The sequence below is a fragment of the Kangiella geojedonensis genome (assembly GCF_000981765.1).
Lineage (GTDB): Bacteria > Pseudomonadota > Gammaproteobacteria > Enterobacterales > Kangiellaceae > Kangiella > Kangiella geojedonensis.
Window position 1 is genome coordinate 2,454,355 of the sequence record NZ_CP010975.1, and the last position, 19,367, is coordinate 2,473,721.

At 44.0% G+C, this 19,367-nt stretch carries 19 protein-coding genes; 8 read left to right on the plus strand and 11 right to left on the minus strand.

Going from position 1 to position 19,367, the window contains the following annotated elements; all coding sequences use genetic code 11:
* Window positions 1-20 precede the first annotated feature (20 nt).
* Window positions 21-614, minus strand: a complete 594-nt coding sequence (locus TQ33_RS11355; RefSeq protein WP_052735298.1) for an L-threonylcarbamoyladenylate synthase — start codon at window positions 612-614, stop codon at window positions 21-23.
* 227 nt (window positions 615-841) lie between these two features.
* On the opposite strand from TQ33_RS11355, the gene TQ33_RS11360 reads away from it, so the two are divergent.
* From TQ33_RS11360 to TQ33_RS11365, 3 genes are all read left to right on the plus strand, one after another.
* Window positions 842-1,387 carry a DUF2569 domain-containing protein gene (locus TQ33_RS11360; protein WP_046562144.1) on the plus strand — a complete coding sequence of 182 codons (546 nt, stop codon included), beginning with the start codon at window positions 842-844 and terminating at the stop codon, window positions 1,385-1,387.
* Window positions 1,388-1,398: 11 nt separating this feature from the next.
* The gene (locus tag TQ33_RS11790; protein ID WP_071841123.1) at window positions 1,399-1,707 is read left to right on the plus strand and encodes a DUF1272 domain-containing protein; all 309 of its coding nucleotides are present in this window, start codon (window positions 1,399-1,401) and stop codon (window positions 1,705-1,707) included.
* Window positions 1,708-2,049: 342 nt separating this feature from the next.
* Window positions 2,050-2,580, plus strand: a complete 531-nt coding sequence (locus TQ33_RS11365; RefSeq protein WP_046562145.1) for a hypothetical protein — start codon at window positions 2,050-2,052, stop codon at window positions 2,578-2,580.
* Window positions 2,581-2,653: 73 nt separating this feature from the next.
* Here the strand turns inward: TQ33_RS11365 and dsbG are convergent, their stop codons facing one another.
* The 5 genes from dsbG to TQ33_RS11390 all read right to left on the minus strand — a co-directional run bounded on the left by dsbG (window position 2,654) and on the right by TQ33_RS11390 (window position 7,455).
* Window positions 2,654-3,490 (minus strand): thiol:disulfide interchange protein DsbG, encoded by an 837-nt coding sequence (dsbG, locus tag TQ33_RS11370; RefSeq protein WP_052735299.1) that lies wholly within the window; start codon window positions 3,488-3,490, stop codon window positions 2,654-2,656.
* Window positions 3,490-4,332 carry a TlpA family protein disulfide reductase gene (locus tag TQ33_RS11375; protein ID WP_046562146.1) on the minus strand — a complete coding sequence of 281 codons (843 nt, stop codon included), beginning with the start codon at window positions 4,330-4,332 and terminating at the stop codon, window positions 3,490-3,492. The genes dsbG and TQ33_RS11375 overlap by 1 nt, the downstream gene beginning before the upstream one ends.
* Window positions 4,333-4,575: 243 nt before the next feature.
* Complete coding sequence (locus TQ33_RS11380; RefSeq protein ID WP_046562147.1) at window positions 4,576-5,055, minus strand: DUF494 family protein; 480 nt, start codon at window positions 5,053-5,055, stop codon at window positions 4,576-4,578.
* Window positions 5,056-5,152: 97 nt separating this feature from the next.
* Entirely contained in the window at window positions 5,153-6,280 is a 1,128-nt protein-coding gene (gene dprA, locus TQ33_RS11385) for a DNA-processing protein DprA (RefSeq protein WP_046562493.1), read from the minus strand.
* A 131-nt stretch (window positions 6,281-6,411) separates the two neighbouring features.
* Window positions 6,412-7,455, minus strand: a complete 1,044-nt coding sequence (locus tag TQ33_RS11390; protein ID WP_046562148.1) for a LysM peptidoglycan-binding domain-containing protein — start codon at window positions 7,453-7,455, stop codon at window positions 6,412-6,414.
* 313 nt (window positions 7,456-7,768) lie between these two features.
* On the opposite strand from TQ33_RS11390, the gene def reads away from it, so the two are divergent.
* From def to TQ33_RS11415, 5 genes are all read left to right on the plus strand, one after another.
* The gene (gene def / locus TQ33_RS11395; RefSeq protein WP_046562149.1) at window positions 7,769-8,272 is read left to right on the plus strand and encodes a peptide deformylase; all 504 of its coding nucleotides are present in this window, start codon (window positions 7,769-7,771) and stop codon (window positions 8,270-8,272) included.
* 12 nt (window positions 8,273-8,284) lie between these two features.
* A complete protein-coding gene (gene fmt / locus TQ33_RS11400; protein ID WP_046562150.1) occupies window positions 8,285-9,286 on the plus strand; it encodes a methionyl-tRNA formyltransferase in 1,002 nt (333 codons plus the stop codon).
* On the plus strand, window positions 9,264-10,580 hold the full coding sequence (rsmB, locus tag TQ33_RS11405; RefSeq protein ID WP_052735300.1) for a 16S rRNA (cytosine(967)-C(5))-methyltransferase RsmB: 1,317 nt from the start codon (window positions 9,264-9,266) through the stop codon (window positions 10,578-10,580). The genes fmt and rsmB overlap by 23 nt, the downstream gene beginning before the upstream one ends.
* 215 nt (window positions 10,581-10,795) lie before the next feature.
* Window positions 10,796-12,169, plus strand: coding sequence for a Trk system potassium transporter TrkA (trkA, locus tag TQ33_RS11410; protein ID WP_046562151.1), 1,374 nt, complete (start codon window positions 10,796-10,798; stop codon window positions 12,167-12,169).
* Between the two features lie 19 nt (window positions 12,170-12,188).
* Window positions 12,189-13,637, plus strand: a complete 1,449-nt coding sequence (locus TQ33_RS11415; protein WP_046562152.1) for a TrkH family potassium uptake protein — start codon at window positions 12,189-12,191, stop codon at window positions 13,635-13,637.
* Window positions 13,638-13,660: 23 nt separating this feature from the next.
* Here TQ33_RS11415 and TQ33_RS11420 read toward each other — a convergent pair whose 3' ends face one another.
* The 5 genes from TQ33_RS11420 to glmU form a co-directional block, all read right to left on the minus strand.
* Window positions 13,661-14,596: a lysophospholipid acyltransferase family protein gene (locus TQ33_RS11420; protein WP_046562153.1), complete on the minus strand. Its 936-nt coding sequence runs from the start codon at window positions 14,594-14,596 to the stop codon at window positions 13,661-13,663.
* Between the two features lie 128 nt (window positions 14,597-14,724).
* On the minus strand, window positions 14,725-15,327 hold the full coding sequence (locus TQ33_RS11425; protein ID WP_052735301.1) for a thiol:disulfide interchange protein DsbA/DsbL: 603 nt from the start codon (window positions 15,325-15,327) through the stop codon (window positions 14,725-14,727).
* Window positions 15,328-15,359: 32 nt separating this feature from the next.
* A complete protein-coding gene (locus TQ33_RS11430; protein ID WP_052735302.1) occupies window positions 15,360-16,067 on the minus strand; it encodes a thiol:disulfide interchange protein DsbA/DsbL in 708 nt (235 codons plus the stop codon).
* Between the two features lie 17 nt (window positions 16,068-16,084).
* On the minus strand, window positions 16,085-17,914 hold the full coding sequence (glmS, locus tag TQ33_RS11435; protein WP_046562155.1) for a glutamine--fructose-6-phosphate transaminase (isomerizing): 1,830 nt from the start codon (window positions 17,912-17,914) through the stop codon (window positions 16,085-16,087).
* The gene (gene glmU / locus TQ33_RS11440) at window positions 17,914-19,305 is read right to left on the minus strand and encodes a bifunctional UDP-N-acetylglucosamine diphosphorylase/glucosamine-1-phosphate N-acetyltransferase GlmU (protein WP_046562156.1); all 1,392 of its coding nucleotides are present in this window, start codon (window positions 19,303-19,305) and stop codon (window positions 17,914-17,916) included. Before glmU ends, glmS begins: the two co-directional genes overlap by 1 nt.
* Between the last annotated feature and the right edge of the window lie 62 nt (window positions 19,306-19,367).

The window sequence follows — 19,367 nt, forward strand, 5'->3', positions numbered from 1 at the left end:
CCTAGAACTTAAGTCGGCGCTTAAGCTCTTAGCACTTGTTGTGTTTGTGCATCAATAATTTTGGAAGGCCGATCATAACCACCTACCGCGCCCGATACCACCGTATCCAATTGATTCCACATCTGATTACGTACCTCTTCGGTGCGCTTCATCTCAGGATTGCCTGCGCGGTTAGCACTGGTTGAAACGATCACTGATTGCGCTTCATCGCATAAAGCCTTTACTACTGGATGCTTGCTTAAACGGATGGCAATTTTAGAATGTTCGCCACACACCAGCGGTAGCACCAATTCGCTCTTGGGTAATAGCCAAGTCACAGGTTGATCCGGTTCGCTCGGACCACTCTCTTCAAAAAAAGGCACCTCATCGAAGCACACTAACAAGTCATGAAAGTTTTCATCAACAAAAGGCTCGATTTGTGCAATATCACTCGCCACGAGGATTAAACCTTTGTGCCAAGGTCGCTTTTTAATGGCAAGGATTCGCTCAATGGCTTCAACAGAAAAGGGGAGACAGCCCAAGCCAAATACGGCTTCTGTCGGATAGGCGATGACACCGTCTTGTTCCATAAGGTTGACGGCACGTTTGATCTGAAAATCGTTTACGTAGGCCAAATGATGCGACTCGTTAATAAACTGTGTATTAGATTACGCTGGAGTGTCGCTCAGCGTTCAATAAGTCTTCCGGTAAGTCGCAAAACAAATGATTCACGACGTTATGGCGAATTTTACCGACTTAGCATGGTCTTGTGTAGGTTCTAACCATTATTTTACTGATCTTTTGTGCTATCACCCTTAATTCGTGCTACATTTTCAAAAAAACATACAAAAAAGGACCTACATTGGACACTAAACTTGACGCCTTTGATAATGATTCCAACCACTTAAAAGGCTTAGGAGGGTGGCTAATACTGGTTGGTATCGGTATTACTATTTCACCATTTATCACTAGCTATCAACTTTACTCGCTCTATATTCCGATTTTCCAAGATGGCTCTTTCGACATGCTGACGAATCCAGCATACACCATGTACATACCAAACTTCGAAACTCTGATTTATATTGAGATAGCCATAAACTGCATAATAATAGTCGCTTCGTTTTACTTAATGTACCTGTTTTATAGTAAGAATAGGTTATTCCCCAAGCTCTATATTGCACTTGCCGCCTTTTATCCAGTGTTTTTGTTGGCTGATGCATGGGCGGTTAACTTTGTTATGCCAGACGTCCCGATATTTGATGAAGAAACCATCAAACAAGTTTCACGCTCTGTCATTGGCGCAGTCATCTGGATTCCTTATATGCTCATGTCCGAACGGGTGAAACTTACCTTTGTAAACCCTCAACCATCGATCAATGATGAGCTTCTTGCCACCGAGGTAACTTAGCGTTAACTCCTATGCTTGAATTACACCCCACTTGTGAGAACTGCAATAAACAACTCCCTCCCGACTCCACGGTAGCGATGATTTGTACTTTTGAATGCACTTTTTGCTGTGATTGCGTCAAAAACATTTTGTTTAATGTCTGCCCGAACTGTGGTGGCGGCTTTGTGCCAAGACCCATCAGACCACAAATTAACTGGAAAGATGACAACTGCTTAACTTATTATCCAGCTAGCAATAAGGTTGTGCATAAACCCGTTGATCCTATTCAGCATCGCACTTTCGCTAAAGCCATCAAGAAAATCTCTCCAGAACGGCGTTAACTAACACTTGTTCAAGGCCTTAGTTAACGTCAGTTAGCCGACTTAATCCATGCATCATCAACTGAGCCCACAGCCACACCGTCAATAAATCATTATTAATTAATAGGTTAGCCTGGGTAAAATTGGGGTTTTTTCTTTTTCTTTTATTTTCCCTGTTTTGCCCGTGAATTCACTCGTCTCCCTCAGTAGCTTGGCCTAAAGTTTTAACTACATTGCTGCTATGAACAAGGTTCATCTCAGCAACATTTTTAACGCTTAAAGCGAGCTTGTGGCTACAAACTCTTCGTTATTATGCCCCGGTTCGCTTTGGCAATAACAACACTTAATAAAGGAATACAGTCTATGATTAATAAAAAACTACTCGCATTATCCGTTGGTATGGCAATGTTGTCAGGTGTCGCTCAAGCGGTACCTTGGTGTCATAAAGGAACCATCGTTGAGATTGCCGATGTAAACTGGTCTGAATCACAAATTTTGGCTAATTTTACAGGTAGCGTTCCCGGTGGCGTCGCGGATCCAGAGGTCTATAAGACTTTCCACGCAACGCACAATTACGCTAACACTTTCGCTGGCGGCGGCGGTGGCTTTGGTGGCTATTCAGTACCTGGCTCTGGTCAAGTTCGTGTTAATGCTTATGCGCCTTATACCTATACCAACATGGTAGGTCCTGGTTATTACCACACTAGCCAAGGTGTGAGCTTTAAGATGGATAAGTGTTATACCATTCCACCATTAACGCACCATCACGAAGTCAAATTTGTTGAGCCTGGAGATGAAGGTGGCGATGGCGGCGGTATTGTTTTTGAACCCATTGAAGGCCTTGATGTGATCAAAAAACAATGGTCGCAACCGACAGAAGAAGGGCAGCGATAGTATCGAATAGTTAACTTAATAGCAGTAGGTTGGGCTGATTACAAAGCGACCCAGCCTACTCACTATCTTGTCTTTACTCTGGCTTCGGGCTACCCATCATTTCTTCTAGCATGTCACCTTGTGGCATACCCTGAACACTTTTCAGCTTACCTTCTTTATTCTTGTAGAATGACGTTGGCGTTGCGCCAAAGCCAAGACGTTGCATCATGTTGGTATTGAGCTGGATCCTGACTTGCCCCTTTTCAACTGCGTCTTGATTGACTTCGACGCCACCTTGGCTAAACGACTCATGGTGCTTTTGCATCATGGCTTCAGGGTCTTTGCTTCCTAGAATCGTGGCACCTTTTGCCATACTACTTTTTCGTAAAATCGCAACCAATACATGCCTTAATTGTACTTTTCCTGCCTTGATCCAAGGCTCCGCGGCTTCACGGAATTTATGGCAATAAGGGCAGTTAGTGTCGGTAAAGGTATAAATGATCACTGGCGCATCATCGCTACCATCTGCGACCCAGGCGCTGTTTTCCAACTCTTTCCACACGCGCTCCATGCGTGGCCCTTCTACCAGCTGGTCCATGACATCGACTGTAAGATTGACACCATCGCTATCGATCAGGGTTCCAACCACAGCATGCTGTTTATCTTGGGTTACATAAATTGCTAAAGGTTGGCCGCGCATCATCCCTGCGTAGCCCATCATGCCGCCTGGCGCTTCAAAGGTATCAATAATCTCAACACCTTGATCGATAATACTTTCAATTGGCGCGGGATATTGTTTCGCTCTTTCCAACGCGCCTTGCTCTTGGTTTTGCTCCAACTTCTTACTAGCCTGCGAGTCTTTAGGTTGCTCATCACCACACGCCACTAACGACAATATAATGATCATTGTTAACGAAATTAGCTTCTTCATTATTTCTTTTCCTCGCTTAACACCTCATGGCTCTCGGTAGAAAGCCTATTGAGTTTTGATTTTAATTTGGCGCTAGATAACTCTCCTAAATGCGCGTCCACAATTCGTCCATCAGCAGCTATGAATAACGTTGTTGGCAAAGCTCGGCTACCGACCAGTTGCCCCAACACCGCTTTTCCGTCCGCCACAACATTCTTCAGTAGCAACGATTCTTTGGCTATGTATTGTTCAATCACTGCCTCATGCTCACCTTGATTAACAAATATAAAGCCTAGGTTCGGATGGTCTTGTTGGGCTTGCTGCAACACTGGCATTTCACGTCGGCAGGGCGGACACCAGGTTGCCCATAAGTTTATAACCCTCGGTTTACCGGACTCAATATTATCCAAAGGCACCGATTCTCCACTAAGATGATTCACCACAACAGTCGGTAGCTTTTGTGATGTATCCTCAATCAACCATAGCGTTGTAGCGGTTAAGAGCCAAAAGAATACTCCAGCACCAAGCCCTATTAGTAATGACTTCCTTAACTTTTTAAATCGGAAACAGAAATAGGCGGTCAACGTTAACGCTGTTAGTACACCCGCCCAAATATTGAACCCAGCATCACGAATATCAATAATCGCTAACCAGTCTCCCTGATATTCGGCCCAATATTGAACCACAAATACCAACCGAGCAACCAGCATGGATAGGATGAACAATGTCGCTATCTTTCCATCGGCCGACTGCTTATTGTTGCGCCCAAGAATATTCCCAACGAATATCGCTAGTGCAATACTTAACAGTAGTAACAGTCTATCTAAAGGTAGGCTTAGTGATCCCACAGAAATACTCAGCATCGCGCTTTCAGTTTAATGATTAATTTAACTTCCACTTGTGATGCAGATTGTACGCTATCTCACTGGAAAATATCGTTATCGGGTTGTAAATGTAGGTAAAGAGGGTTAACTTGGTAAGTTAATTAAAAAAAGAAAAGCGTTAATGCAACTTCAGCTGCGAGGATTTGTACTATACGGCTTATTGCCGTTGTGGCGTGGAACCTATGCTCTAGTTATATCAAGGCACAAACGCCTCGATCATTGCTAATGAGCGCAAGAACCACTTTCTAAGCTTTCTACCCAAGCAAACTCGGCATCACGGTCTTGCATATTGAACAACACCATCATCACCACCCAGCGCAGACGCTCCAAAGCAACCTCTTCATCTTCTTGCGGCCCCAAAGCAGTCATGCGATCAATCACCATCTCACGAGCATGAGCATCTAAGATGCCACTTTGTTCAAAGTACATTACGGCACCTTGAACGGCTGGGGTTAAAATCAGCTGCTCTTCTGGAGAAAATAATCGAATCGACTGGTTCGCTTCCGGCGTCGGCTTAAAGCTTTCAGAAGTTGCTAATACCAGACCATCTAACCAGTCGATAGCGCCTTTAATTTCGCCGTCGGTAAAACCAACGTCTTCTAAAGCTTCGACTAGGGTGTCATTAGCAAGAATGTGATTGCTTTCTTCGTCTTGGAAGTTTTCAAAGATATAAAGTAGTACGTCAAGTACGTCTTCTTTCATTGGACTCTCTTGGTTTAGGCTTTGATTTGCCGTTAAAGTCACGATGCCACTTGCTAAGTGTTGCTTAAAGAATTTGTCGCGATAGGGACTGTATTCTCTAGCTTGAGCGGCGTTGGTATCCGCCAGCCACACTCACAATATGGTCATTTAATTCTAACAGCAATAACATATGGCTGACCACATCTATTTCAAGTCCTGTGCGCTCAATAATGGTATCCATCGAGGTTGTATCGTAATCAATCTGCTCAATAAGCTCTTGATATTCTTGGTCTAATTCAAAAGGCTCAGGCTCTTTTTTAGTGTTTTCAGCATTGCTAAATAATTGTTCATGCTGCCAAGACACCAAGGCGCCCAGCTCTTCAATAATCTCCTCAGCCGTTTCGACCAACTTCACTCCCTGCTTAATTAAGGCATGGCAACCGCGTGCTAAGGGGTTGTGAATCGAACCCGGTATGGCGAACACTTCACGCCCTTGCTCCATCGCTAAGCGCGCAGTAATTAGGGAGCCGCTTTTAACCGCAGCTTCGACCACTAAAGTCCCCAAACTCATACCTGAGATAATGCGATTTCTGGCAGGAAAGTGCGTCGCTCTTACTCCAGTGCCTAACGCAAACTCAGACACTAAAGCGCCATGCTCAACGATCTGTTGAGCCAACGCTTTATGCCGTGCAGGGTAGACGCGATCTAGTCCTGTGCCCGCCACCGCAATAGTTGGTAGTCCTTTGTCTAACACTGCCTGATGGGCAAATCCATCGACGCCCAAGGCTAAACCACTGGTAATCACGGCTCCAGATTTGCCCAGCGTTCGTGCAAATTCAATCGAGTTTTCTTTTCCTTGAGGTGTTGGATTTCGACTACCCACGATAGCAATTTGATGTTGCTTTAGAAGTTCTTTATGGCCCTGCACAAACAACAACTTTGGTGCCGAGTCTATTTGTTGTAACAGCGGGGGATAATCATCACTGGTAAAGGGTATTAGATGTTTGTTATCACTATCAAACCAAGCAATATCTTCATCAACTTGACTGTCCGTAATTGATTCCAGCTTTTCTTTGAGACCCTGACGGAAACCTAATGACTGTAGCTGTTTATCCGATAACTCGAACAAATCAGTGATTGACGAGTAATGTTCAAAAAAATACTGAAGCTTCTGAACACTGATATTGACGTGGGATAGCGCTAACCAAGCGCGCATCTCTTGCGAGGTAAGATCCTTTTTATTCATGATTAATCCTTTAATCGATTCCATATTTTGCTACCAAAGTCAGCATCAACAAATCTTGGCAGGCAATAAAAAACTGGTCTTGCTATTAACAAGACCAGTTTTAGTCGTAATAAACGAACGCGCGAACTCACTTAATAAGGGTTGCGTGCAACATCCATCAAGTGAATAGGGCGGACAGCATCCATAACCAATGCTAAGCTGACTTTTTCATAAGTCCGGAACACCATCAAAGTGCCAGCGCGCTCTTCTGGAAGCGTCACATAAGGATCGTCTTCGCCACGCTTCTCAGCAATTTCGTCCAACACCTTCTTGCCACGCTGATAGACTGTTAACACGTGACCTTCTTCTAAACCATCACGCTCGCCTTTATCCAAAGTCACTACGTTATATTGGCCAATCTGCGACACGCCATCATAAACCGAAATTAGTTTTGCTACGATTTCTTGCTCAGGTGCACGTGGTGCATAGACCGGAGGTAGCGGATCCTGATTACGCGGTAACGCTATGTCACCTTTCAACACTTCCAGTTTCGATTTTTTGACTTCTAAAGTCGCTGGATCACCTTCATTAACGATTTTACCGTTGGCTAGGTAACGGGCTTCTACACCCAATAATTCGTTAGTAACAGGATCGCGGTACTCTTTACCTTTACGATAAACACCATAAGACGTGCCAGCGGTTCCATCTAAGCCACGCAAGTATAAACGGTCATCAAAGCCACCGCTAATCACGCGCTCGTCGCCTAGTGCCACCACATATGGGGCGGTTTCAAATACTGACGGATCAACCACTAATTCATCGATCAAGAATGGGCGAATAATGTCCATCGGAATCGTAGTGATGGCATCGCCTTCAGAAAGCACGCGAGCTTTTGGACGTAACTTAATCGTACCGTCTGATGCTTTCACTAAATACGGTTTACCATCGATATACACAAGCTTTAAAATATCGCCAGGATAAATTAAGTGCGGGTTTTCAACTTGTGGATTTACGTGCCAAATCTCAGGCCAGTTCCAAGGCTTTGTTAAAAAGCGCCCAGAAATGTCCCACAAAGTATCACCTTTTTTGACGACGTAAGTATCTGGATGATCTGCGCGAAGCTCTGCAGAATGCGCCGCAATACTCCCCAAAAATAGCGCTGCAGTTGCAGCTGCTGCTAAAACTAATTTTTTCATGGCTATCCTTTGTAATTTACTGATAGTCGGATCCTCTTAACCCATATCTTGAATATACCGCGAACAGTTCGCTTTGAAAACAGGTCAAAAGGAAACAGCCAAACCCCAAACCTAGAGCTTTAAACTCTATAAGGATCATCATCTTACCAACATTTCTTAGCAGATTACTACAACTTAATCACAGTCTAATCAATAATTTCGTGGTTTTTACTGGCTTTTTTGGCCTAAAAAATGGTCATTCTGGGTCGAATTGATTATGATCGCCCCCATATTCATCTTGTTAAACCCTTTAACCGGTAAATAAATACGTTTCATGGCTAAGCTAGAGATTTTAGAATTCCCAGATACCAGACTTCGCACAAAAGCGGAGCCTGTCACTGATTTTGGCGACGAATTTCAACAAACCATCGATGATATGTTCGAAACCATGTACGCAGCACCAGGCATTGGTCTGGCTGGCGCCCAAGTCAATGTCCACAAGCGCCTTTTCGTCATTGATGTGTCAGAAGATAAGAGCGAGCCGCTGGTTTTCGCTAATCCAGAATTTATCGAAAAGCGTGGCGTCGAAGAAATGGAGGAAGGCTGTTTGTCTTTCCCCGGCATTTACGCCAAAGTTCAGCGTGCTAATGAAGTCACTATTAAGGCTCAAGATCGTTATGGTAAAGAGTTTGAGCTGGATACCGGCGACTTGTTAGCGGTTTGTATCCAACATGAATACGACCACATCGAAGGCAAGCTGTTCGTTGATTACCTGTCTCCTTTAAAGCGTAACCGCATTCGTAAATCGCTCGAAAAGCAACAGCGACAGAAGAAGTAAGTACCTACAAACATGAGTCAGCCATTGAACGTTATTTTCGCCGGGACGCCTGATTTTGCAGCCTCAAGTCTGCAAGCGCTGATCGATTCAGAGCACAATGTTGTCGCTGTTTATACCCAGCCCGATCGTCAATCGGGTCGCGGTAAGAAAATCACCATGAGCCCCGTTAAAGAACTGGCGCTCAAACATCATATTGCTGTTGAGCAGCCTGTTAACTTTAAGGCCGATGATGACATAGCGACTCTCGATAGCTACCAAGCCGATCTCATGGTTGTGGTGGCTTATGGCTTATTGCTACCACAAGCAGTATTGGATACACCAAAACTTGGCTGCATTAATGTCCACGGTTCTTTATTGCCTCGTTGGCGCGGTGCCGCACCGATACAGCGCGCTATTCAAGCTGGCGATAGAGAAAGCGGTATTACCATCATGCAAATGGAAGCTGGCCTAGATACTGGCCCCATGATCAGCAAAGCCGTAACACCTATAACTGATATTGATACAGGCTCAACCTTGCACGATAAGTTAGCGCAACAAGGCGCTGAACTTTTAGTCAACACTATGACTAATATTGCTAACGAAGGTATTTCTGCCCAAGCGCAGGACGACTCGTTAGCCACTTATGCACACAAATTGTCCAAACAAGAAGCTTATATCGACTGGTCACAAGATGCTGTTATTATTGAACGTCAAATCCGTGCCTTTAACAGCTGGCCCGTGGCGCAGAGTGAGCTCCAAGGTAAAGTTATTCGTATTTGGCAAGCCAATCTTAATAAGACTTCGGTTGAGTCAGAGCCTGGAACTATTATGCGAGCTGATAAAAACGGCATTCTCGTCAGCTGTGGTCAAGGTCAGCTCTTATTGACCGAACTGCAGCTACCTGGCTCTCGTCGCATGTCAGTTAAAGATCTTTTAAATGCGCCTAAAAACCAAGAAATGCTAGCAAAAGGCAAGCAATTCACTCTAACTTCAACTTTACAAGGCAGCTCCCTTGGCTCTATTAAACGCCAGTAACATTCGAAGCCAAGCGGCTCAGTCTCTCCAGCTCATCGCTTTTGAGGGCCAATCCTCAAGCGATGTGTTGGCACACATTGAGTTTGAAAACCCAAGCGATACTTCGCTATTCAAGGCCATTGTCCTTGGCGCTTGTCGTTACTTTCAACGACTTGAAGCATTGAGTCATCTTTTATTGCGCAAAAAGTTTAAACCAAAAGATCAGGATTTATTGTGTTTGCTTATTATTGGTCTTTACCAACTTGAGTACAGCCGCGTTCCCGATCATGCCGCTATCAGCGAAACGGTAAATGCTTGTCGGCTGCTTAAAAAAGACTGGGCGACTAAGTTGCTCAATGGTGTTTTGCGTAACTATTTAAGACAACAAGAACAGCTTAATCAGACACTCGATAACGACTGGGAAACAAAGTTTAGCTTCCCTGAATGGCTCATCAATCGCATAAAACCTCACTATAAAGGGCAGGTTGAGCAGATTCTTGAACAGTCCAATCAACAAGCCCCCATGTCACTTCGCGTCAACTTAATGAAAACCTCTCGGGAGCAATTTTGTGTTGCTTTAGATGACGTAGGGCTAGGCTATCAACAACACCCTCTCGTCGATAGTGCGGTCATCTTGGAACAAGCGGTACCTGTACAGTCGATACCAGGCTTTGCTGAAGGCCTTTGCTCCGTACAAGATGTTGCTGCTCAACTAGCGGCTCAGCTGCTAGCACCCGCCACCGGACAAACCGTTTTGGATGCTTGTGCGGCACCCGGGGGTAAAACCGCTCACTTGCTAGAGTTTACTCATAATAATTTAAGGCTTGATTCTGTCGATATCGACCCACAACGCTGTTATCGCATCCAAGAAAATATGGAGCGACTGGAGCTCAGCGCTGAGATCCATGCTGAAGATGCACTCATTTTTATGCAGTCTAAAGCAGAGCATTACGACGCCATATTGCTCGATGTTCCTTGTAGCGCCACCGGCGTCATACGCCGTCACCCGGACATTAAACTGCTACGTCGTAGTGAAGATATTGCAGAATTGGTCAATATCCAGCAACGATTGTTAGCAGCAGCTTGGCAGGCCCTAAAACCTGGCGGTAAATTGCTGTACGCTACCTGTTCAATACTTATAGAAGAAAATAATCAGCAGATCGATGCTTTTATTCATCAAGAAATCAACGCTCGCTTGTTAGATTTACCGCCTGAGCTTAGCGCTATTAGCCAATCTAAGCTTGGTTGCCAGCTATTACCCGGCACCCAAAACATGGATGGCTTTTACTATGCCTTGCTGGAAAAACAAGCTTAAGACAGCCACCTTCAGTTGATGGACACTAGCGTTTCGCTTTGCTCTTTTCGCCAAGTTATAAAATGGACCGGAGAATGATTAAGAAATGTGCGACTCGTTTTATCTCTAAATCCCTGATATTAAACCGCATATTCCTTAAAAAACCCTTCCGATCCCATGCAGATAGCGTTAGCATAAGCATCAGATACTAATAAGAAGGCTTATTATTTGTCGTTATGAAGATTATTATTCTCGGTGCCGGCCAAGTCGGAACTACTCTTGCGCTCAGTTTAGAGGGTGAAAATAACGACATTACCCTGATCGACTCAGATCCGAAACGCCTGCGCTACATCCAAGATCACCTTGATCTGCGTACCATTGTCGGCCATGCCGCTTATCCCGATGTGCTGGCCAACGCCGGAATTGACGATAGTGATATGCTGGTTGCGGTCACCAGTAGCGACGAAGTGAATATGGTCGCCTGTCAGATTGCACACAGTTTGTATCAAACACCCACTAAAATCGCCCGAATTCGCTCTTCGAATTACCATCAAAAACACGAAATTTTCACCAATAACCATATCCCAGTGGACGTGGTTATTAGTCCTGAAAAACTGGTAACAGAGTACATTGAGCGACTTGTGGATAATCCTGGAGCTTTTCAGGTTCTTGATTTTGCCAATGGTTTATTACGTTTAGTCGCGGTAAAAGCTTATTATGGCGGCCCTCTGGTCGGCAACGCTCTATCAGAACTCAAGCACCACCTACCTAACGTCGACACTCGCGTGGCAGCGATTTTTAGACGTGGGAAACCGATTGTGCCAACCGGGCATACGGTGATTGAGGCTGATGACGAAGTTTTCTTCCTTGCCGCTAAGAAACATATTCGTTCCGTGATGAGTGAGTTGCAGCGTCTCGAAAAGAACTATCAGCGTGTCATCATTGCTGGTGGCGGTAACATCGGCCAAGGCCTAGCAAAGCGTCTTGAGAAAAAGATGCTGGTCAAAATTATTGAACGCGATCCAGCTCGTGCCGAAGAGTTAGCGAACAATCTTGAAGATACTTTGGTATTGCAAGGTGATGTTTCTGATGAAGACTTGTTAAATGATGAGAATATCAGTGAGTTCGATTTATTTATCGCCGTGACGAATGACGATGAAGCCAACATCATGTCTGCACTCCTTGCTAAAAAGCTGGGGGTTCGCAAAACCATGGTATTAATTAATCGTACCGCTTATGTGGATCTGATTCAGGGCCACGAAATCGATATTGCTATTTCACCTCAGCAGGTCACTATTGGTAGTTTATTAACCCATATTCGACGGGGCCATGTGTCCAGCGTCTATTCACTGCGTCGAGGTGCTGCCGAAGCTATTGAGGCTATCGCCAAAGGCAATGAACAAACGTCTTCGGTTATTGGACGCTCGATCAGTGAGCTGGCGCTACCGCCGGGTACTTCAATCGGTGCTATCGTCCGTGATGATCAGGTGCTGATCGCTCATGATAACGTCATTATTCGAGAAAATGACCACGTGGTTCTTTTCATGGTGGATAAAGACTATATCCAAGATGTAGAACGTTTATTCCAAGTCAATGTGACTTATTTTTAGCGACTTTTAGGGATAATCAATGCAGTTTGCTACCATTACGCGGATTTTAGGCTTGCTCATCATGGTCTTCAGTTTGACCATGATTCCGCCAAGTATTGTGGCGTTAATCTATCAAGATGGCGGTGGTAGTGCTTTTGTTCTCACCTTCTTTTTAACGATTATTTTTGGTTTCATTATTTACTTCCCAAAAAGGCGCGCTAAAAGTGAACTTAAAGTTCGTGATGGCTTTTTGGTCGTTGTGTTGTTTTGGACCGTATTAAGCCTGATGGGCTCGGTACCGTTTCTTCTCATGAATACCATCGAGATGTCTTTGGCTGATTCTGTTTTCGAGGCATTTTCTGGTTTAACCACAACCGGAGCCACGGTCATCAGCGGCCTCGACACCTTACCCCATTCTATCCTCTACTATCGCCAACAACTTCAATGGCTAGGCGGTATGGGTATTATTGTTTTAGCAGTCGCCATCCTTCCCATGCTGGGAATTGGTGGTATGCAGCTTTATCGTGCTGAAACTCCTGGGCCGATGAAAGACAACAAACTGACACCTCGTATTGCGGGTACCGCTAAAGCTCTTTGGTATATTTATTTAGGTTTAACCATTGCTTGTGGTGTGTCCTATTGGCTAGCTGGCATGACGCCCTTCGATGCTTTGGCGCACAGTTTCTCCACCGTTGCGATTGGGGGCTTTTCTCCACACGATGCCAGCATCGGCTATTTCGACAGCGCTAGCATTGAACTGATCGCCTCATTATTCATGCTGCTCTCTGGCGTCAACTTCTCACTGCATTTCATGGTCGTTCGACGACTTAGTTTAACGCCTTACTTTAAAGACCCAGAGTTTCGAAGCTATCTTGTGATGTTGGTTAGCATTACCTTAATTTGCCTCACTGTCTTACTGGCATATAACCGCTTTGACTTTTCAGAAGGCTTAGTAAAAAGTATTTTTCACACCGTCTCTATCGCCACTACGACCGGCTTTGCCAGCTCTGACTTTAGCGCTTGGCCAAGCTTCTTGCCGGTACTTCTCATACTCACCAGTTTTGCCGGAGCCTGTGCCGCATCTACGGGTGGCGGCATCAAGATTATCCGTATTGTTCTTTTATTCAAACAAGGTTTCCGTGAGATTAAACGATTGGTTCACCCAACCGGAGTGTTTCTGATCAAGCTAGGTAAAACCTCCGTCAGTGATCGTGTAGTGCAAGCGGTTTGGGGCTTTTTCGCGACTTATGTCATGCTCTTCTTGATTCTTATGATTCTACTGATGGCTAATGGGATTGATCAGATTACCGCTTTTTCAGCAGTGGCAGCATGCTTAAATAACCTTGGTCCGGGCCTTGGTGAGGTTGCCGTAAACTATAGCGGCTTAAATGATTTTACAAAATATATTCTAAGCTTTGCGATGTTATTGGGACGTTTAGAAATATTTACCTTACTGGTATTATTTACCCCCTATTTCTGGCGTCGATAGACTTGTCTCACCAACCCGTTACTTTACTTTCGATATGGGTTTGGCCCGCCACACTCAGTGGTTTTAAAGCGTTTATACGACCATTGATACTGCTCTGGGAATTTCTTGATCAGGGCTTCTAGTTGCTTATTGACCTCTCTCGCATATTCTTCTTCAGTAGCGTCAATATCAATATCAATCGGAATCAAATGAATATCATAAAGGTTATTCTTCTTCTTGATAGCCGCTACCTGAAACAAGCATGCATCACTTTTCTTTTGAATCCGTTGAACGATGGTCATGGTTAACGCTTCTTTGCCACAAAAAGGGACAAACACTCCTGCTCGACGCCCAGGCTCTTGATCGCTTAACACGGCAGCCACCTCACCACTTTTTAAGACGTTGATTAGGTGCATAACGCCTCGACTGTCGCCCTTAACCATGGTCGTATCATTCTGGCACCGACCGACATTTATGACCTCATCCATTTCTTGCTGACGAGGAGGGCGGTACATACAATGGAAAGGAAAACGGCTTCCTAAATAATATAAAGCGACTTCCCAATTGCCGATATGCGATCCAGTAAACAGTACTCCCTGCTTCTTTTCTAACTTGCCCTTTACAAGCTCTTCCCCATAAACCGTACCTATAAATCGTTCACCCTGACATTTTCTCCAAATTTTCGCCACTTCGAAGAAAAGCTTTCCGGTGTGCTTCAAACTGGCAAACGCTATCTCCTTTTGCTCTTGTTCCGTTTTTTCAGGACAGCATATTCTTAAGTTTTTTATACTTGTCGCATAGCTGCGCGTGTTAAATACTTTCGAGCAAACCGCAAAAACCCAAGCGAAACCCTTACCGACAAACGCAGGCATTGTGGAAAAAAAGCTAATGAAGCTACAGATCAGTTTTACTTTAAAGGGGTCAGATTGAACTGGCTTCCCTTTGCTTTTACTGTTAGGACGATCTGTGGGATTTGTCATAGACATTTCTGCATGAGTTAAACTAATAAATTAAGGCGAGTTCTTCTGTTTTTTATTATTCTCTTTAGTATAACCATAAAAAATGCCAGTTAAAACTGGCATTTTAAAATTTCAACTTTGGTAGATGATTACTTGGTATTCTCTATTGCAAAACTTCCTAGCATCTCGTTAAGATTATCATACCTTTCAAGCTTATACTTCTTGTTGACAATAACCATCGGGAAGCTAATTACTTTGAAGTCTCTTGCTAATTTTTTAGCATATTGAACTTTGCTCTCCACACCAAAAGACGTATAAGCCTTTTCAAAGTCTTCCTCAGAAACTCCTGCCTCTTTGAAGATAGGAATTAAGTCTTCTTTAGAACGAACAATATTTTGTTCAGCATGCCACTGATGAAAAATTGTGGAATGAACTTTTTCTTTTACTCCCAACACTTCCGCAACGTAATAACCGTAAGTTAGGTGTGGTGCTCTACTCATATACACTGGCACCTGCTCAAACTTGACAGATTCCGGTTTAGAGTTTTCTTTCCATTTATTTAACACTGGTTCAAGGTTGTAACAGTGTGGACAAGTGTACGAGAAAAATTCGTAAACATGCGGTTTTGCACTGGCTTCTTTGCCACTGATAGTAGAGTAATCGACTCCAGCTTTAACTTCTGCCTTAGTGGCAAGCGAACCCAGCGACAATAGAGCCGAAAAACCTAAAATTGCCAAACTTTTAAAATTCATAATTTTCCTCGTAAATCATTGTTTTACAATATTTATTTCGTGTTATTAATGGCGAAGCTACCCAATAACTCTTGCAAGTTTTGGTATGACATCACTTTATACTTTTCGTTCACAATTAATAGCGGAAAGCTCGTTACTTGGAACTGATTCATCAATGCCTTGGCCTCTGCAACTTTTGCTTCTACTTCTGCTGATGCATAAGTTTCCTCAAACTCACTTTTTGAAACGCCCGCTGTTTGAAAAATCGGAACAAGCTGCTCCTTTGTTCGGATGATATTTTTCTTACCATGCCATTCATTGAAAATATTTGCGTGAACTTCCTCAAGCACTCCTAACGTTTCTGCGGTATAAAACCCATACGTTAAGTGCTCCACTTGTGGAATGAAAACTGGGATCTGTCTGAAGCTTACTTGGTCAGATTTATAATTTTTCTTCCAGTCCAGCATCACAGGTTCTAAGTTGTAGCAGTGTGGGCAAGTATAAGAAAAGAATTCATACACGACAGGTTCTTCGCTCGCATCCTGATCAGCTATAACCGTATAATCAACACCTTCTTTAACCAAAGAAGACATTGCAGGTGCTTGTTCCTTTTTTTGTGCTTTAGGTTGAGCATCGACACTGTTATCAGTTTTCTGATTGGCTACTTGTTGGTTCTCTTTTTCTGCGCTTTCATCAGAGCAGCCGCTCAAGACTAGCATTGCGGAGAACAGTAAGGTTGCCGCTACTTTTATGGTATTCATTATCATTAAACTCCTGGTTATTCGACTGTTACTGACTTCGCTAAATTTCTAGGTTGATCAACATCTGTTCCTTTAATCACTGCAACGTAATAGGACAGTAGCTGCATTGGAACGGTATATACCATTGGTGCCGTAATAGCATACTGGCTATCCACGGGGAATACCGTTATACCTTTCGAGTCCTGAATATTAGCTGACTTGTCCGCAAAAACAAAGAGGTTACCCCCTCTAGAGCGCACTTCTTCAACATTCGACTTCAACTTCTCAAGTAAATTATCGTTTGGCGCCACTACTACGGTAGGCATTTCCTTATCAATTAATGCCAGTGGCCCATGCTTTAACTCGCCTGCTGCGTAAGCTTCTGCATGAATGTATGAAATTTCTTTGAGCTTTAAAGCCGCTTCCATTGCTATCGGATATTGCTGTCCACGCCCTAAAAATAAGGTGTGGTGTTTTTCAGAAAAAGCCTGCGATAAACGGTCAATGTCATCAGCTTGATCTAACGCTTTTTGAATTTCACTCGGTAAATGCTCCAAGGCTTCAACGATATCATGCTCAACCGCTTTATCCATACCTTTTGCTTTACCAATCGAGACCATTAACAGCAATAAAGATACTAGCTGTGCTGTAAACGCCTTGGTTGACGCTACGCCAATTTCTGCACCGGCTCGAGTCAACAGAGTAAAGTCGGACTCACGAACCATTGATGAGGCAGGGGAGTTACATACGGTTAAACTCCCTAAATAACCCTCACCTTTAGCTTTATTGAGTGCCGCTAAAGTATCCGCTGTTTCGCCAGACTGTGAAATGGTGATAAACAAGCTGTTTGGTATAACGGCCGTTTCACGGTATCGGTACTCACTGGCAATTTCCACCAAGCAAGGGATTTTTAAATATTGTTCTACCCAGTACTTCGCCACCAAAGCCGCATGATAGCTGGTACCGCAGGCAATGATTTGCAATGCATTCACCTGCTCAAAGACTTTTGCCGCGTTATCACCCAGGGTCTCAACATAAACCTGATGATCGACAATTCGTCCTTCTAAGGTTTCTGCCACAACTGACGGCTGCTCAAATATTTCTTTCAACATAAAGTGACGATAGTTACCTTTGTCGACCGCGTCATGCTGTATATCTGAAGTTTCAAATTCGCGTTCAATGGCTTCGCCATCTGCATTCAATAACGTAATACCATCGCGGCGCACTTCTGCAACTTCACCTTCTTCCAAATAAATAAAGTCGCGAGTAACGGGCAATAGCGCAAGCTGATCTGAAGCTACGAAGAATTCCCCAATCCCTTTTCCGATAACAAGCGGGCTCCCTGAACGAGCAACAACCATTTTATCAGGCTGACTCGCGTCAATTGCTACGGTTCCATAAGCACCTTTCAGTTTTTTGGTGGTCGCCAAAAGCGCTTTTAATAAAGTGTCATGTTCTTTAAGTGCTTCATGGAGGCAGTGCGCAATGACTTCTGTGTCTGTGTCAGACTCAAAGCGGTAACCCTTTGCTTTTAATTCATCTCGAAGTTCATCATGATTCTCTATAATGCCGTTATGAACTAGCGCAATATTGTCTTCTGACATATGAGGATGAGCATTTTTCTCATTTGGCTCACCATGAGTCGCCCAACGAGTGTGGGCAATTCCCAGCCCTCCGCTAATAGGACTTTCCTTTAATGCGTCTTTAAGCTCAGATACTTTACCTGCTCTACGTATTCGCTCAATTCGCCCGTCGTGATAAATGGCCACACCAGCGGAATCATAACCCCGGTATTCGAGTCGCTTTAATCCTTCCACCAATATATCGCTCACATCACGTTGCGCGATTGCACCAACAATTCCGCACATTACTGCTTTTCCTCTTTTTTATTGCTTTTAATTGTTTCTTTCACCGGTCTTTGCCATCCAGAAATCAGCTTCTGTGGTATGCGGCTGATACATAAATCTTCCGCAGGAATATCTTTAGTGACAGTTGTTCCAGCACCCACAGTGGCATTCCGGCCCACGGTCACAGGAGCCACCAACTGAGAGTCAGAGCCAATAAAAGCGCCATCCTCTATGGTTGTTACAAATTTATTAACACCATCATAATTACAGGTAATCACACCAGCCCCAACATTAACGCCTTGGCCAATTTTTGCATCACCCAAGTACGCTAAGTGGCTGGCTTTACTGCCTTTGCCAAGGACGGTTTTCTTAGTCTCAACAAAATTACCAATAAAGGCTTCATCCTCCAGAGTGGTCCCTGGGCGAATTCTAGCGAAAGGCCCAACAGAGCACTGCTTACCAATGATAGAATCCTCTATCATTGAGTTAGGCTTAATCACAGTATCAGCACCAATCGAACAGTTCTTTAGGATGACGTTTGCACCAATACTGGCGCCCGTCTCAATCGTGACAGTACCTTCAATGATCACATTCACATCTATCAAGACATCGCTGGCACACTTAAGTTCGCCCCGAATGTCTAGGCGAGCGGGGTCGAGCAGAGTCACTCCTTGCTCTAATAATTCTTGCGCCTTGGCTTCTTGATAACGGCGTTCTAACTGAGCGAGTTGAACGCGACTGTTTACGCCTTCAACTTCAATCTCGGAAGTAGGGTGGCAAGCCTTAACTCCTGCACCTTGCGCAGCCATAGCAATACAGTCAGTTAAGTAATACTCTCCTTGAGCGTTATTATTATCAATATTACTCAGCCAACCTTTCAGTGATTTAGCGTCTGCACACAAAATACCAGTATTGACTTCATTGACTTTTAACTGTTCTTCATTAGCATCTTTTTGCTCAACAATTTGCGTTACTTCGTTGCGTTCATTACGAATGATGCGCCCATAACCCATCGGATTATTCAGCTTTACTGTCAGTAGGCCAATCCCTGAACTGGGTTGCGATTCGATTAAATCGTTTAATGTCGATGCTTTAATTAAAGGAACGTCGCCGTAAAGCACCAATACCTGATCGCCATCCTCAATCACCGGTAAGGCTTGATCAACGGCGTGACCAGTGCCTAATTGTTCGGCTTGTTCGACAATAGTAACGGGGGTTTCTCTAAGTTGATCTTTTACTTGTTCAATACCATGCCCAGCAACTACCACAATCTTATGAGGGTTAAGTGCTTTTGCGGTATTGATCACATGCTCTAGCATAGAGCAGCCAGCTATAGGGTGTAATACTTTAGGCAAATGTGAGCGCATACGGGTTCCTTTACCCGCTGCCAATATAACTACGCTTAGTGCCATAATTATTCTAATTAATTGAAATTAAGCGTTTATTTTAACACTTATAAGCGTTTTTGGCTTAT